A 12,600-nucleotide genomic window follows, 5' to 3' on the forward strand; every position below is an offset into this window, starting at 1 on the left:
GATACCGGAAGGATCGAACCTATGGACATGATGGCAAATCTTCCCGTCGCGGTGATCGGCGCCGGCCCGGTTGGCCTCGCCGCCGCGGCGCATCTGGTCGAGCGCGGCATCCGCCCGCTGATCCTGGAGCGCGGCGAAAGCGTGGGTGCGGCACTGCTCGAATGGAGCCATGTGCGGGTGTTTTCGCCATGGGAATACAACATCGACGCGGCGGCGCGGGCGCTGCTCGACCGCTCCGGCTGGGCGGCGCCGGACATGCGAGGCCTGCCGACCGGCGGCGAGATCGTGCGCGACTATCTGGCGCCGCTTGGCCGGCTTCCCGCGATCGCCGCCAATCTGAAGCTCGGCGCCGAGGTCACCGCGATCACCCGTCAGGGACACGACAAGGTCGCCAATGACGGCCGCAACGACGCGCCCTTCGTCATCCGCTATCGCGATGCCGGTGGCGAGCACCGCGTTCTCGCGCGTGCCGTCATCGACGCGTCCGGAACGTGGTGGCGGCCGAACCCGATCGGCGTCGATGGGCTGCCGGTTCCCGGCGAAGGCGCGGCGTCGACGCGCATTGCCTATGGCATTCCCGACGTGGTCGGCGAGGCGAGAAAAGACTATGCGGGCAAGCGGGTGCTGGTCATCGGCGGCGGCCACTCGGCCATCAATGTCGCCCTGGCGCTGATGGAATTGCAGGACGCGGCACCTGGCACCGAGATATTCTGGGCGCTGCGCCATGCCAGCGTCGACAGATTGCTTGGAGGCGGGCTGAACGACCAATTGCCGGAACGCGGCGCGCTTGGGCTGGCCGCCAAACAGGCAATGGCCGACGGCAGGCTGAACATGCTGGCGCCCTTCGCCGCCAATCGCATCGAGACGCAAGGCGAGGGGCTCGTCGTCGACGCTCACCTTGCCGGCAAGCCGTTCAGCCTGGCCGTCGACCGCATTGTCGTCACCACGGGCTTCCGGCCTGATCTGTCGTTCCTGAGCGAAATCCGCATCGCGCTCGATCCCGCCGTCGAAGCGCCGCCGGCGCTGGCGCCGCTGATCGATCCGAATTTCCACTCATGCGGCACGGTTCCCGCGCATGGCATCATGGAACTCACCCATCCCGAGCCCGGCTTCACCATCGTCGGCTCGAAATCTTACGGCCGCGCCCCGACCTTTCTGATGGCGACCGGCTACGAGCAGGTCCGCTCGGTGATTGCCGATATTGCCGGAGACCGTGCCGCGGCCCGCGAGGTACGCCTGGTGCTGCCGGAGACCGGGGTGTGCAGCGCCGTCGGTGTCGTGACGGCATCGGAAAGTGCCGGCTGCTGCGGCGGGCCTGCGCCCGCCAATGTCGACGCCTGCTGTGTCGAGGATGCACAGGCTAAGGCCAAGGGCGCATCGGGTTGCGGCTGCGCAACCGCGCCGGCCGGCACCGAGGCGCGAAAGAATATGGCGGCCAGCGTCGATGCCTGACCGGTCCGTCCTGCACAAGGCAATCTGGGCGCTTGGGCTGACCCAGATCATCGGCTACGGCACGCTCTACTACAGCTTCTCGATCCTGGCGCCGGCAATAGCCAGCGAATTCGGTCTCGCGGAAGGCTGGGTGTTCGGCGCGCTGTCCGCCTCGCTGTTTGCCGGCAGCCTGTTCGCGCCGACGGCCGGGCGATGGGCCGACCGCTTCGGCGCCGGCCGCATCATGACCGTTGGCTCGGTCGCGGCAGCCGTGGCGTTGGCGCTATGCGCCGTCGCGCCCGGCCGCGTGAGCTTCGTTCTGGCCTTGCTGGCGATGGAGCTGGCTTCCAGCTTCGTCCTCTACAGCGCCGCCTTCGTGGCGATCGTGCAGATCGGGGTTCCCCGGCCGCAACGCAGCATCACCCACCTGACGCTGATAGCCGGGTTTGCCTCGACCCTGTTCTGGCCGTTGACCTCGGCGCTGCATGCCCATTTGACATGGCGCGAGGTCTATCTCTTATTCGCGGCGCTTAATCTCGGGCTCTGCCTGCCGATCCACGCCTGGCTGATGCGCCTGTCGAGCCGCCACGCCACGGCCGCGAGCCAAGAGCGCAGGCCGATCCCTGAAGCGGCCGCGCTGCTGGATGCGCGGCGCGGCCGGGCCGCGTTCCTGCTCATGCTGGCGGGGTTCGCCACCGAGGGCTTCGTGCTGTCGGCGATCCTCATCCACATGGTGCCGCTGACGGCGGCCCTTGGGCTGGGCACCGCCGGCCTTTTTGTGTCGACCCTGTTCGGGCCGGCGCAGGTCGCCAGCCGGTTGATCAACATGCTGTTTGGCGGACGGCTGCAGCAAACGCATCTCGCCGTCATCGCAGCTTTGCTGCTCACAGCCGGGTTGTGTGCGCTGCTGCTGACCACGCCATGGCTGCCCGGCGCTTTTCTGTTCGTGTTGCTGTTTGGCCTCGGTTCCGGCCTCACCAGCATCGTCGGCGGCACCTTGCCGCTCGAACTCTTCGGCCGAGAGGGCTATGGCGCGCGGCTCGGATGGGCGAGCGCTGCCCGCCAGTTCACCTCGGCCTTCGCGCCGTTCGCGCTCGCCTTCATGATGGCGCGGACATCCGTCGCCAATTCGCTGTGGGTGCTGGTGGTCGTCGCTGCGGGCGGCGTGATCGCCTTCCTCGCCATCGCACTGCTGAGACGGCGCGGCGGCCGGGTTTCGTTCGCCATTGGTGGCAGTCCGGAAGAGGCGACCTGAACCAGGGACATGCGCGATGGCCGCGCGACTTGGCCCTTACCCAGAATTATGAACATATACCAATTTTTGGTATATGTTGACATCACAACCTTAGGATGGAGCTCATGCCCCGAAACACCTCTGTTTCCCTTGGCGACCATTTCGCCGGTTTCATCGATACGCAGGTTCAGACAGGCCGTTACGGTTCGGCAAGTGATGTCGTGCGTGCCGGCCTGCGGTTGCTCGAAGAGCATGAGGCCAAGGTCCGTGCCTTGCAAAACGCCCTCATCGCCGGCGAGGAATCTGGCGCCCCCGTAGCCTTCGACAGCACCGCATTCCTGAGCAAGATGCGGGCCAAGCATGCCAGATGAGAGCCGCCAGTATCGGCTCTCGCCGCTGGCTGAAGCTGACTGGAAGATATCTGGCTGTACACGTTCAAACACTGGTCGCTGGAACAAGCGGATCGGTACCACCACGATTTGATCGATGCTATCGAGGCCTTGGCCCGCGGCGTTAAAACCGGCCGCCGCACCGACGTGCGCGAGGGGTACTTCAAATACCCAGTCGGCCAGCATTTCATTTTCTTCCGTCAATCCGAAAGCACCCTGGACGTTATCCGCATCCTGCACCAACGAATGGACGTTGAACGACATCTGTGATGCCTCAGGGTGCATTCACTGCCGGACATCCATTCAGATCGATCGAAGTGTCGGCGCCCGCTCAGTGCCTGAGAATCTTGCTCAGGAAAGCCCGGCTGCGGTCGGTCTTGGGGTGCGAGAAGAATTCTTCCGGCGTGCCGCTTTCAACGATGGCGCCTGCGTCCATGAACACCACGCGCTGGGCGACCTTTCGGGCAAAGCCCATCTCGTGCGTCACCACCATCATGGTCATGCCTTCCTCGGCGACCGCCACCATGACGTCGAGCACTTCGGAAATCATCTCGGGATCGAGGGCTGAGGTCGGCTCGTCGAACAGCATGATCTTGGGCCGCATGCCCAGGCAACGCGCGATCGCCACGCGCTGCTGCTGGCCGCCGGAGAGTTGCGCCGGATAGGCGTTGACCTTGTCGGCCAGCCCGACCTTGGCCAGCAATTCGCGGCCGGCCTTTTCGGCCTCGATGCGCGGGATCTTGCGGACATGGATGGGAGCGAGCGTGACGTTCTCGAGCGCGGTCTTGTGCGGGTAGAGGTTGAACGACTGGAAGACGAAGCCGATCTCGGTGCGCAGCTGCGTCATGTTCGTGGCGGGGTCGCCGAGGCGCTGGCCATCGACGACCAGATCGCCGTCCTTGATCGCTTCCAGGCCGTTGACGCAGCGGATCAGCGTGCTCTTGCCGGAGCCGCTCGGGCCGCAGACCACCACCACTTCGCGCGGTTCGACGCTCAGCGTGATGTCCTTCAACACGTTGAGCGAGCCGAACCATTTGTTGACGCCGCGAAAGTCGATCATGCCGGTTTTGGCGAGGCCCGTTTTGGTCATGTTTTCTCGACCCTTGGGATTGGAAGTCATAACTGCACCTCGCCATGCGCCGCGCCCATGCGGCGTTCGAGCCGGCGGGCGAGCATGATTAGGGGATAGCAGACGATGAAATAGCCGGCGCCGACGAGGAAGAAGACCAGCAAGCCGTTGGGCACACGCTGCACCACCAGCCAGCCGACGCGGGTGAGGTCGGTGAGGCCGATGGCGGAGACGACGGAAGAATCCTTGATCAGCAGCACATATTGCCCGACCAGCGGCGGCAGCACGATGCGCATCGCCTGCGGCAGCACCACCTGGCGCATGCGCTGCCAGCGCGACAAGCCCGACGCCAGCGCCGCCTCGACCTGGCCTGTCGGCACCGAGCGGATGCCGGCGACGACGATCTCGCAGATGAAGCAGGCGGCCAGATTGGTCAGCGCGATGATGCCGGCGGTGAATGCATCGAGCTCGATGCCGAGCTCCGGCAGGATGAAGAAGATCAGGAATATCTGCACCAGGAACGGCGTGCCGCGGATGAGGTCGACCCAGGCGCCGATGACGCTCGATATCAGCCGGTTGCCCCCGGTGCGCAGGATGCCGAGGCCAAAGCCGAGCAACGTGCCGAGCACTAGGCTGATCAGCGACAGCACCACGGTCGTGCCGAGGCCGCGCAGGGCCAGCGGATAGGAGCCGGCGAGGCTTTGCAGTTGCTGCCAGATCATGTCCGCGCCCCCGCTGTGCCGAGCCAGCGGCTGGAGACGCCAGCGAGCCCTTTCAGACCGTAATAGAGCAGCAGATAGAAGGCGGCGATGGTGAGAAAGCCTTCCGCCGGCATGAAACGGTCGGAGGCGAGCAACTGGCCGGCGCGTGTCAGTTCGGAAACCGAGATCAGCGACAAAAGGGCGGAATCCTTGACCAGCACGATCGCCTGGCCGAGCAGCGGCGGGATCGTCACCTTGAAGGCCTGCGGCAGGACAACCAAGCGCATGCGCTGGGTATAGGTCATGCCCGAGGCGACGCTGGCTTCGACCTGACCGCGCGGGATCGACAGGATGCCGGCGCGGATGATTTCAGCGATATAGGCGCCGCTGTTGAGGGACAGCGCGAGGATGCCGACGACCAGTTCCGGCAGCACGAAGCCGAGGCGGGGCAAGCCGAAATAGAGGAAATAGAGTTGCGCCAGAAGCGGCGTGGCACGCACCGCGTCGATATAGGCCTTGGCCGGCACGCGAAACAGCCAGCCGCGCTGCAGGTTCATGGCGCAGAGAACTATGCCGACGATGAGCGCGCCGACAAAGGACAGCGCCGACAGCCAGACGGTCGTGACCAGGCCCTGCCCGAACAGCGGCAGATATTCGACGATGGTGCGGAAACTGAAATTTTCGAGCATGGGCGCGCGGCGGTGAGAGGGGGGCAAATAGCGAGTAGCGAGTAGCGAATAGCGAATAGTGAGTAGCGAGTAGGGGAGTATGGGAGCAGCAAAGCATGGCCGGAACGGCCATGCCCTATTCGCTATTCGCTACTCCCTATTCGCTACTCGCTAATTCCTCAGTGATCCTTCTTCCAGGCGTCGGAATTGACCCAGTAGTCGAGGTTCTTCTGCAGGCGGCCGTCGATGCTGACCTGGTTGAGGAACAGGTTCATCCAGACCAGCAGGTCCGGCTCGTCATAGCGGGTGGCGAAGGCAAGCGGCTCCTTCGACAGGAGGTCCGGCATGATGGTGAAGGTGCCGGCCGGATAGGCGGTCGACTGGCCCTTGACCGCCGAGACGTCGTTGACGCCGCAATCGGCCTGGCCATTGTTGACGGCGTCGAGCAGCAGCGGACCACCGCCCTTGTAGCTCTTGATGTCGGCGTCAGGGAAAGCGTTCTTGGCTTCCTTCTCGCCGGTGGCGCCGAGCAGAACGGCGATCTTGGTGCCCTTGGCCTTGCAGTCCTCGGTGGTCTTGAACTTGCTGTCGGCCTTGGTGAAGACGGTGCTGCCCGTGTACATGTAAGGCGTGGTGAAGGCGACCTTCATGCCGCGCGCCAGCGTCGGTGTCATGTCGGCGACCAGCAGGTCGGCCTTTCCGGACAGGAGCGCCGGGATCAGGCCGTCCCAGTCGAAGTCGAGGAAGGTGATCTTGACGCCCATTTCCTTGGCCATCAGTTCGGCGAGTTCAACCGAACTTCCGGTGCGCTCGCCATTGGCGCCGACCAGCGAGAAGGGGGGACCTTGAGTCTGCACGGCGACGCGCAACTCGCCGCGCTTGGTGATGTCGTCCAATGTTCCAGCACTGGCAGCGGTGGTGAGCCCGGCGAGTGCAAGTCCGGCGATGAAAAGTCTGGCAATCTTCATTTCGGTATTCCTCCTTGTTTTATTGTTCCACGTCTTCGTTGTTTTTCACCCTTTGGGTGCTTTTTGAGCGGCAGCGCCGTTGCCGACGGCAGCCACCGTTCGAAAATCCTCAGTCCCAGGCCACCGTCTCGGCAACCTTGATGCCGCGCCTGGCCAGCTCGTCGAAGAAGGGCTCGTCGGGCACATCGAGCAGCGGGTTGAGCAGGCCGGGCGTTGCGATCTCACGCCGCGCGAGCATCTGCGCCACGATGCTGGCGGGATAGCCGACGCCGAGGCTCATGCCGAACAGGCCCGAAGCCAGGTCGCGCTCGATGATCAGGTCCGACGTCACCGTCTTGGCGCGGCCGTCTTCGAGGCCGGAAAAGACGTTGCGCATCACGCACAGGTCTTTCTCGCCGGGGCCATACTGCAATTGCGGGCCGAGCAGCCGGCCGAGGAATTCGCGCGGGCTGCTGGAGGTGCCGGGAACCTTGTTTTCGGAAAGGAAACCGAGCTCCTTCAGCGGCGCCCAGAAGGCCGACCATCCCGGCCAGCGCAGTGTGTAGCGGCCGGAGCGGCGCAACCCTTTGGCGGCTTCCAGCATCTCGACATAGTGCAGTGCGTCGCCATTGGGGAAGGCTTCGAGCTTGCCAAGGCCGGCGACCTCGATCTCATGGATGAAGGGATTGTCGTGCTGCTGGCCAGCCGGCACCGCGACGCGTTTGCCGTCCTCGATCATGACGCTGTCGCGGTTCTGGCTGACCAGGACCATGTCGAAATTCCAGCTCACCTTGTAGCACAGCGGCTTGGCCATCGCCTTCGGCTCGGGGATGCCGCCGCAATAGGAATCGATCGAGGTGATCGAAGAGAATTGCTTTGCGGCGCGCGCGTAGAGTACGAGGTCGATGCCGGGATCGAGCCCGCATTCGGTCATGATCGAAACGCCGGCCTGTTCGGCGGCCGGCGCCAGGTCGGCGATCGACTTGGCGTAATTGGTGGTGACCAGCGGCGTGCGCGTCGCGATCGCGGCCTGCACCGCCTCGCGCATCAGCGGCTGCGGCAACAGGTCGATGACGGCGTCGACATCATCAAGCACAGTGGCCAGAGCCGGGCCGATCGCGCCTTCGGGCACGACGAAGCGCACGCGGGCAAGGTCGGTCAGGCCGGCAAGCCGGGCTGGGCCGTCCGCTGCGGTGTCGACGCAGACGATTTCCTCGACGCCGTCGCTGGCGACGAGGTCGGCGATTGCCGCCCGGCCTTGCAGGCCGAGGCCGCCGAGAACCGCGATCTTCATGCCGGCTCCTTGCGGTCGTCCGACCAGCAGCCTTCCGGCAGGCTGACCCATTTGTTGCAGGACGCCATGACCACGAAGGTCTCGCTGCGCACCACTTCGCCCGGCTCGCCGGCGCCGGGGATCAGCTCGCTGGTGACGCGGTAGAGGTCGGCGACGTCGCCGGCCACCGTCACGTCGACGATGATGTCGAAGCGGCCGGTGACCACCGAAGCCGAGTTGACGAAGGGCAGTTCGGAAATGCGCTGCGCCAGCTCGCGAGCCCGGCCGCGCCCCTGAGCGTTGATGCCGACAATGGCCGAGATCAGCTCGGGCCGCTCGGTCAGATTCAAGAGCCCGACGATCTTGAGCAGGTTGCGGTCGAGCAAGTTGCGCAGCCGTGAGCGCACCGTCGGCACCGAAATCGCCAACATCTCGGCGATCCGGTTGATGCCCGGCTGGGCGTCCTGCGACAGCTGTTTGACCAGCCGCCGATCGGTCAGATCGAGATGTTCCCGCAAAGTCCCCGTCTTTCATAAAAGGAAAAAAGTTTGGCGATTTTTTTGCCAATGTGCAAACAAGCTACGTCACGACTATTTGAAAAGCAAGGCATTGATTCAAAACTGATGGGATGGGCAGCGCCGGCCGGCTCAGCCGTGCGGTCGCTGGTCGGAATTCAGGCCAGAGCGGCCGCCAGCAGTTTTGCCTGCGGCGTCAACTCGTCGAAGCGGCGGGCGCAGAGATTGAGCTGGCGCGTCGCCCAGTTGTCGGTCAGCCGAAGGCTTCGCAGCGAGCGCACCGAGCGGCGCGCGGCACTTTCCGGCACGATGGCGATGCCGGCGCCTTGCGCGACCAGCCGGCAGACATTGTCGAGACCGGGCACGCGGATGCGAAAATGCAGATGGCCGCCAAGGCGTGCGGCCTGGCGCGTGATGTGCTCCTGCAGCGCATGGCCGGTGCTGAGGCCGACAAAGGATTCGCCGAGAATTTCGGTGAGGCTGATGCTGCGGCCTCCGAGGCCAGGCCGGTTCCGCGCGGCGATCACCACCAGCCGGTCAGTGAAGAATGGTTTCTGCTCGAGATGCGACAGGCCGGCCCAGGTCGCGGCGATGCCGAGATCGGCCGCACCGCTGGCCACGGCTTCCACGATCTCATGGCTGGGCCGCTCGTCGAGGTCGATGTCGATCCCGGGATGCGCGACCAGGAAGGCCGGCAGGATCTTGGGCAGCAGTTGGCTGGTGGCGGCGGTGTTGGCCATCAGCCGCACGCGGGCGCGCAGGCCGGTGGCATAGGCGGCGAGGTCGCCGGCCATCGCCTCGATCTGGTTTTGCACCGCTCTTGCATGATGCAGCAGCGCCTGTCCGGCCGCCGTCGGCACCACGCCGCGCCGGCGCCGCTCCAGCAGCGGCGCGCCGAGCCGCTCCTCCATGCCCTTGATGCGGGCACTGGCCGACGCCAAGGCCAGCCCGGCAAGTTCGGCGCCATGGGTGATGCTGCCGCGCTCGGCAACCAGCATGAACAGTCTGAGATCGGTGAGATCGAAGCGCATTGTTTTGCCCCCTGCAAACGGCTCGGCTCGGAGCTGTCAGCCTTCGTCCTGGCCGAAGGCTGACAGCGCAATTTCCACATTGTGATCGGGCGAGATATTCGTCAAACAGTTTGCGTGGAGACCTGTGATGAGCGAACGAACATCAGGCCGGCTTGGCCTTCTTGAAAGCATGGCGATCGTGCTGGCCGTCGCCGTGGCGTGCATGGTCGTGGCGCGGGCGGAACCCGGTTTGCGGAGATGCGTGGCGACGCTCGCTCCCATCAACCGCGATGTTGCGCCGAAGAAATCCACGCCAGAGGCCGACGCAACCGACATGCTGCTGCATGACTGATCGCGCCCTGGGGATGCGATCATGCTAAGCGCGGGCGTCCTCGCATGGATCGGCGCCGTGTTCCTCGCCGCCGGCTTCGTCAAGGGCGTCGTCGGCATGGGCTTGCCGACCGTGGCGATGGGCCTGCTGGCGGTGACGATGGCGCCGGCCCAGGCTGCCGCGCTGCTGCTGATCCCGTCGCTGGTCACCAATCTCTGGCAATTGTTAACTGGCCCGTCCTTCGGCGGCCTGTGCAAGCGGCTGTGGGCGATGATGGCCGGCGTCGTGCTCGGCACAATCGCCGGCGCCGGCCTACTGACCGGCACGCATACGGGCTTGGCTTCGGCCGGGCTGGGCGTGGCGCTGGTGGTTTATGCCGTCTTCGGCCTCGCCAAAGCCGGCTTCACCACGTCGGCGCGCCACGAAGCCTTGATGTCACCGCTGGTCGGCGTGGCGACGGGGCTGGTCACCGGCGCTACCGGCGTCTTCGTCATTCCGGCGGTGCCCTATCTGCAATCGTTGCGGCTGGATAGGGAAAACCTCATCCAGGCGCTCGGCCTGTCCTTCACCGTGTCGACGGCAGCGCTGGCGATCGGGCTGTTTCGGACTGGCGCTTTCGCATCGCCGACGGCGCAACTGGCGGGGTCGGTCGCAGCCCTTGCGCCGGCGCTGGCCGGCATGTTCGCCGGCCAGGCGCTGCGCCAGAAGATGAGCGTCGAGGCCTTCCGCAAAGTGTTCTTCGCCGGGCTGCTGGCGCTGGGCGTTTATCTCGCGGCGGAGGCGCTGCTCTAGGCGCCGGACTTATCGAGAGCACGGGCAGGAAGTCCTCAACCGAGACTTGCGCTGAGATCGGCGAGCGTGGCCATGAGTGTCAACGACTCGACTGGCGAAGGCTCGAATCCGACAGCGATGTAGAAGGCTCGGGCGTCGTCGGATATTGCATGCACCAGTATGCCTCTGATTCCCAGTATTTCAGCAGCCTGCAGTATCCGTAGACCGGCGTCCCTTACCAGTGCACGACCGATGCCCCGGCCATGATAGGCCTGGTCGACGGCCAACCTGCCCAGCACCGCAACCGGGATCGGATCGGGCATGTTGCGCCGGAAGCGACCGGGAGCTTCGGCTATCGTCACGCCGCCGCTGGCAACAGCGTAGTAGCCAATCACACGGTTGCCGTCGCAAGTCACATAGGTACGGGATGCACCGCCCGCTTGGTTGGTGCGAGCACGTTTTTTCAACCAATCGTCGAGCGAGGACATGCCTGACAAGAATTCGCCGAGTTCGTGATGATCCGCGAGCGGAACCGGGACCGACAGCGTCACGCAGCGTCCCAAGGAGCCTTCGTCGTCATCGTGCGGCGCAATCGATCATTCGGTTGCGGCGGCGCGTCGAGGCGTGCCAGGAACGCAGCGTAGACATCCGGTTCGACGGTAAACACGAGACGGTTGACCAATGCTTCCTCAGCGGCGCGTTGCGAGGCTTCAAGCATGAAGTCGGTGCGATTCTTACCGAGCAGTTCCGCTGCACGGTCGATCAGATTGCGCACTTCCGGCTTGACGCGGATGTTGAGCGGCACGCTCTTCGGCAATGGATGATGTGACGTTGGCATGGATAGCTCCTTCTTGTGCGTGTCTAGCACAACGTAATGACGTTGTCATTACGCTGTGCTGGCTCTATGGAGCATGCAATCCGCAGTAGGGCCTACCGCACCACCAGAACAGGGATTTCGGTGTAGGACAGCACTTCCGCCGTCTGACTGCCGAGGAGCAGCTTGCCCAGTCCGCGGCGGCCATGCGAGGCCATGACGATCAGGTCGCAGCCCAGGGCCTGCGACAGTTCCAGGATCGCCTCGGCGGGCCTTTTGTCCTCGACATGGATGATTTCGGCGGCGACGCCGGCGGCTTCCGCCGACGCTTTGCATTTGGCGAGAACCTCGTTGGCATATTTGCCGGCCTCTTCCTTGTAGGCGACCAGTTCGTCACCGGCGGTATAGCCGGCCATGGCGCCGCCCCAGGCGAAGATCGGGAATGATTCCGAGACGGTGACGAAGGTGACGGAGGCGCCGAGGCCCCTGGCCAGCTTCAGGCCGTGGGCAACGCCCTTGTCGGCCAATTCCGATCCGTCGGTGGCGATGAGCAAATGTTTGTACATGATGATCTTGACCTGTTCTGCAAGGGCAGATGCCCTTGTGGTGGCGGGAGCCTTGGCGAGGCTGATCTTGATATAGTTGCGGGGTAGGGCTGATCACAGGGCTGGCTCGATGCGGATCAAGGCCAGGCGACCACTCAGTTTTGTACCAACCAACCGGATTCCCCTTTGCGGGATCGTCCCCTAAGGTATGGGCGACACCGAAAGGCATCCCATGGGCAGCACGTATCCCCAAATTCATCTGGTCCGGCACGGCGAGACGGCGTGGAGCCTTTCGGGGCAGCACACCGGCCGCACCGATATGAAGCTGACGCCGGTTGGCGAGACCGCCGCGCGGGGTGTTGCCGAGCGGCTCAAGGGCCTGTCGTTTTCGGCCGTATGGTCGAGCCCGTCGCAGCGCGCCTACAACACGAGCGTGCTCGCCGGCTTCGGTGCGCAAAGTGTGAAGAAGGACGATCTGCAGGAGTGGGACTATGGCGCCTATGAGGGGCTGACGACCAAGCAGATCCTGGCCGAGCGCCCCGGCTGGAATGTGTTCCGCGATGGCTGTCCGCAAGGCGAGACGGCGACCGATGTCGCCGCGCGCGCCGGCAGGATCATCGCTGGGCTGCGCGAGGCCAATGCCGACATGCTGGTGTTTTCCAGCGCGCATTTTTTGCGTGTCCTGGCGGCGCGCTGGATCGGCCTGCCGCCCCAAGGCGGCGCGCTGCTGGTGCTCGATACGGCCAGCATCAGCGTGCTGGGCTACGAGCATGATTTGAGCGAGCCGGTCGTGCGCAAGTGGAACCAGCAGTAGGTCGGCAGTAACGCTGGCTCGGTGCAAAACGCCGGCTTCGTCATCCTCGGGTCTTCGCGACGGAGCTTCGCTCCTTGCTCCGCCCGTG

At 64.7% G+C, this 12,600-nt stretch carries 17 protein-coding genes; 7 read left to right on the forward strand and 10 right to left on the reverse strand.

Annotation, left to right across the window (positions count from 1 at the left end; genetic code table 11):
- The first annotated feature begins 27 nt into the window (after positions 1 to 27).
- The 4 genes from ACSQ3L_RS13610 (at position 28) to ACSQ3L_RS13625 (ending at position 3,324) form a co-directional block, all read left to right on the forward strand.
- The gene (locus ACSQ3L_RS13610) at positions 28 to 1,452 is read left to right on the forward strand and encodes an NAD(P)-binding domain-containing protein (protein WP_436163432.1); all 1,425 of its coding nucleotides are present in this window, start codon (positions 28 to 30) and stop codon (positions 1,450 to 1,452) included.
- Positions 1,445 to 2,686 (forward strand): arsenite efflux MFS transporter ArsK, encoded by a 1,242-nt coding sequence (gene arsK / locus ACSQ3L_RS13615; RefSeq protein WP_436160417.1) that lies wholly within the window; start codon positions 1,445 to 1,447, stop codon positions 2,684 to 2,686. Before ACSQ3L_RS13610 ends, arsK begins: the two co-directional genes overlap by 8 nt.
- A 104-nt stretch (positions 2,687 to 2,790) precedes the next feature.
- Positions 2,791 to 3,036, forward strand: a complete 246-nt coding sequence (locus ACSQ3L_RS13620) for a type II toxin-antitoxin system ParD family antitoxin (RefSeq protein WP_378981519.1) — start codon at positions 2,791 to 2,793, stop codon at positions 3,034 to 3,036.
- Between the two features lie 78 nt (positions 3,037 to 3,114).
- Positions 3,115 to 3,324, forward strand: a complete 210-nt coding sequence (locus ACSQ3L_RS13625; protein WP_436163433.1) for a type II toxin-antitoxin system RelE/ParE family toxin — start codon at positions 3,115 to 3,117, stop codon at positions 3,322 to 3,324.
- Positions 3,325 to 3,385: 61 nt separating this feature from the next.
- Here ACSQ3L_RS13625 and ACSQ3L_RS13630 read toward each other — a convergent pair whose 3' ends face one another.
- The 7 genes from ACSQ3L_RS13630 to ACSQ3L_RS13660 form a co-directional block, all read right to left on the reverse strand.
- Positions 3,386 to 4,144 (reverse strand): amino acid ABC transporter ATP-binding protein, encoded by a 759-nt coding sequence (locus ACSQ3L_RS13630; RefSeq protein WP_436160418.1) that lies wholly within the window; start codon positions 4,142 to 4,144, stop codon positions 3,386 to 3,388.
- A 26-nt stretch (positions 4,145 to 4,170) separates the two neighbouring features.
- Positions 4,171 to 4,845: an amino acid ABC transporter permease gene (locus ACSQ3L_RS13635; RefSeq protein ID WP_436160419.1), complete on the reverse strand. Its 675-nt coding sequence runs from the start codon at positions 4,843 to 4,845 to the stop codon at positions 4,171 to 4,173.
- Positions 4,842 to 5,513: an amino acid ABC transporter permease gene (locus ACSQ3L_RS13640; RefSeq protein ID WP_436160420.1), complete on the reverse strand. Its 672-nt coding sequence runs from the start codon at positions 5,511 to 5,513 to the stop codon at positions 4,842 to 4,844. Before ACSQ3L_RS13640 ends, ACSQ3L_RS13635 begins: the two co-directional genes overlap by 4 nt.
- A gap of 158 nt (positions 5,514 to 5,671) precedes the next feature.
- Positions 5,672 to 6,460, reverse strand: coding sequence for an ABC transporter substrate-binding protein (locus ACSQ3L_RS13645; protein WP_436160421.1), 789 nt, complete (start codon positions 6,458 to 6,460; stop codon positions 5,672 to 5,674).
- 109 nt (positions 6,461 to 6,569) lie between these two features.
- Complete coding sequence (locus ACSQ3L_RS13650; protein ID WP_436160422.1) at positions 6,570 to 7,733, reverse strand: saccharopine dehydrogenase family protein; 1,164 nt, start codon at positions 7,731 to 7,733, stop codon at positions 6,570 to 6,572.
- On the reverse strand, positions 7,730 to 8,230 hold the full coding sequence (locus ACSQ3L_RS13655; RefSeq protein WP_269907013.1) for an Lrp/AsnC family transcriptional regulator: 501 nt from the start codon (positions 8,228 to 8,230) through the stop codon (positions 7,730 to 7,732). Before ACSQ3L_RS13655 ends, ACSQ3L_RS13650 begins: the two co-directional genes overlap by 4 nt.
- A 155-nt stretch (positions 8,231 to 8,385) precedes the next feature.
- Positions 8,386 to 9,258, reverse strand: coding sequence for a LysR substrate-binding domain-containing protein (locus tag ACSQ3L_RS13660; protein ID WP_436160423.1), 873 nt, complete (start codon positions 9,256 to 9,258; stop codon positions 8,386 to 8,388).
- A gap of 127 nt (positions 9,259 to 9,385) precedes the next feature.
- Here ACSQ3L_RS13660 and ACSQ3L_RS13665 point away from each other — a divergent pair, with 127 nt between their 5' ends.
- Positions 9,386 to 9,589: a hypothetical protein gene (locus ACSQ3L_RS13665; RefSeq protein WP_436160424.1), complete on the forward strand. Its 204-nt coding sequence runs from the start codon at positions 9,386 to 9,388 to the stop codon at positions 9,587 to 9,589.
- Between the two features lie 21 nt (positions 9,590 to 9,610).
- On the forward strand, positions 9,611 to 10,360 hold the full coding sequence (locus tag ACSQ3L_RS13670) for a sulfite exporter TauE/SafE family protein (protein WP_436160425.1): 750 nt from the start codon (positions 9,611 to 9,613) through the stop codon (positions 10,358 to 10,360).
- Between the two features lie 35 nt (positions 10,361 to 10,395).
- Here ACSQ3L_RS13670 and ACSQ3L_RS13675 read toward each other — a convergent pair whose 3' ends face one another.
- From ACSQ3L_RS13675 to ACSQ3L_RS13685, 3 genes are all read right to left on the reverse strand, one after another.
- Positions 10,396 to 10,890 carry a GNAT family N-acetyltransferase gene (locus tag ACSQ3L_RS13675; RefSeq protein ID WP_436160426.1) on the reverse strand — a complete coding sequence of 165 codons (495 nt, stop codon included), beginning with the start codon at positions 10,888 to 10,890 and terminating at the stop codon, positions 10,396 to 10,398.
- On the reverse strand, positions 10,887 to 11,177 hold the full coding sequence (locus ACSQ3L_RS13680) for a DUF1778 domain-containing protein (RefSeq protein WP_436160427.1): 291 nt from the start codon (positions 11,175 to 11,177) through the stop codon (positions 10,887 to 10,889). Before ACSQ3L_RS13680 ends, ACSQ3L_RS13675 begins: the two co-directional genes overlap by 4 nt.
- Positions 11,178 to 11,269: 92 nt before the next feature.
- The gene (locus ACSQ3L_RS13685) at positions 11,270 to 11,719 is read right to left on the reverse strand and encodes a universal stress protein (protein WP_436160428.1); all 450 of its coding nucleotides are present in this window, start codon (positions 11,717 to 11,719) and stop codon (positions 11,270 to 11,272) included.
- A gap of 211 nt (positions 11,720 to 11,930) precedes the next feature.
- On the opposite strand from ACSQ3L_RS13685, the gene ACSQ3L_RS13690 reads away from it, so the two are divergent.
- Entirely contained in the window at positions 11,931 to 12,512 is a 582-nt protein-coding gene (locus ACSQ3L_RS13690) for a histidine phosphatase family protein (protein WP_436160429.1), read from the forward strand.
- The last annotated feature ends 88 nt before the right edge of the window (positions 12,513 to 12,600 follow it).

Origin of the sequence: Mesorhizobium sp. LjRoot246, from assembly GCF_964254115.1 — a bacterium.
Lineage (GTDB): Bacteria > Pseudomonadota > Alphaproteobacteria > Rhizobiales > Rhizobiaceae > Mesorhizobium.

Bases quoted from the DNA above. Each gene is read 5' to 3' on its own strand.
- ACSQ3L_RS13610 (WP_436163432.1), top strand. From the start codon at position 28: ATGATGGCAAATCTTCCCGTCGCGGTGATCGGCGCCGGCCCGGTTGGC.
- arsK (WP_436160417.1), top strand. From the start codon at position 1,445: ATGCCTGACCGGTCCGTCCTGCACAAGGCAATCTGGGCGCTTGGGCTG.
- ACSQ3L_RS13620 (WP_378981519.1), top strand. From the start codon at position 2,791: ATGCCCCGAAACACCTCTGTTTCCCTTGGCGACCATTTCGCCGGTTTC.
- ACSQ3L_RS13630 (WP_436160418.1), bottom strand. From the start codon at position 4,144: ATGACCAAAACGGGCCTCGCCAAAACCGGCATGATCGACTTTCGCGGC.
- ACSQ3L_RS13635 (WP_436160419.1), bottom strand. From the start codon at position 4,845: ATGATCTGGCAGCAACTGCAAAGCCTCGCCGGCTCCTATCCGCTGGCC.
- ACSQ3L_RS13640 (WP_436160420.1), bottom strand. From the start codon at position 5,513: ATGCTCGAAAATTTCAGTTTCCGCACCATCGTCGAATATCTGCCGCTG.
- ACSQ3L_RS13645 (WP_436160421.1), bottom strand. From the start codon at position 6,460: ATGAAGATTGCCAGACTTTTCATCGCCGGACTTGCACTCGCCGGGCTC.
- ACSQ3L_RS13650 (WP_436160422.1), bottom strand. From the start codon at position 7,733: ATGAAGATCGCGGTTCTCGGCGGCCTCGGCCTGCAAGGCCGGGCGGCA.
- ACSQ3L_RS13660 (WP_436160423.1), bottom strand. From the start codon at position 9,258: ATGCGCTTCGATCTCACCGATCTCAGACTGTTCATGCTGGTTGCCGAG.
- ACSQ3L_RS13665 (WP_436160424.1), top strand. From the start codon at position 9,386: ATGAGCGAACGAACATCAGGCCGGCTTGGCCTTCTTGAAAGCATGGCG.
- ACSQ3L_RS13670 (WP_436160425.1), top strand. From the start codon at position 9,611: ATGCTAAGCGCGGGCGTCCTCGCATGGATCGGCGCCGTGTTCCTCGCC.
- ACSQ3L_RS13680 (WP_436160427.1), bottom strand. From the start codon at position 11,177: ATGCCAACGTCACATCATCCATTGCCGAAGAGCGTGCCGCTCAACATC.
- ACSQ3L_RS13685 (WP_436160428.1), bottom strand. From the start codon at position 11,719: ATGTACAAACATTTGCTCATCGCCACCGACGGATCGGAATTGGCCGAC.
- ACSQ3L_RS13690 (WP_436160429.1), top strand. From the start codon at position 11,931: ATGGGCAGCACGTATCCCCAAATTCATCTGGTCCGGCACGGCGAGACG.